The sequence below is a fragment of the Rhodococcus gordoniae genome (assembly GCF_001646655.1).
GTDB lineage: Bacteria > Actinomycetota > Actinomycetes > Mycobacteriales > Mycobacteriaceae > Rhodococcus > Rhodococcus gordoniae.
In genome coordinates this window covers 1-631 of the sequence record NZ_LPZN01000113.1, presented here as the reverse complement: position 1 = coordinate 631, position 631 = coordinate 1, and the positions used below count along the sequence as shown (strand labels likewise).

Here is a 631-nt window from a genome sequence, read left to right as displayed (position 1 = left end):
GTGCGTCGAGTTCGGTCTCGTCGTGTTCGTCGCGGAGTTCGTCGGGGAGCGCGCCGAGCGCAGTTCCTCGGCGGGTTCGATGCCGGCGGCGTCGCACGATGTGGTTGGCGGCGCCGTTGAGACCGAGGATCGCCCACCGGAACAGCAGCGAGAACGCCAGTTGGAGGCCGGCGGTGGCGCGGGCGGTGCCCATCGGGCGGGCGATGGCGATGTTCTTGGGGACGAGTTCGCCGAAGACCATGGAGAAGGACGTGGCGAGGAGCAGCGCGAGGATCAGGGAGACGGTCGCGGCGACGGAGGTGCTCAGGCCGAGCGCGTCGAACAGTGGGGTGAAGAACTGCGCGAGGATCGGTTCGGCGAGATAGCCGGTGATCAGGGTGGTGATGGTGATGCCGAGCTGGGCGCCGGACAGCTGGAAGGACAGGGTGCGGTGCGCGTGCTGTACCTGCCGGGCGCGGCGGTCGCCGTCGTGGGCGTGCGCGTCGACGGTGCTGCGTTCGAGGGCGGTCAGGGAGAACTCGGCGGCGACGAACAGGGCGGTGCCGGCGGTGAGCGCCACGAAGCCGAGGAGGGCGGCGATGTCGAGCAGGACGGACATCAGGGGCGGCCCTGCCGGGGGGAACGGGGGCCG

1 pseudogene is annotated in these 631 nt (G+C 71.0%); it reads right to left on the bottom strand.

Going from position 1 to position 631, the window contains the following annotated elements:
* Positions 1–598 (bottom strand): annotated as a pseudogene (locus tag A8G18_RS22220) (CNNM domain-containing protein); the annotation flags it as partial.
* Positions 599–631 lie beyond the last annotated feature (33 nt).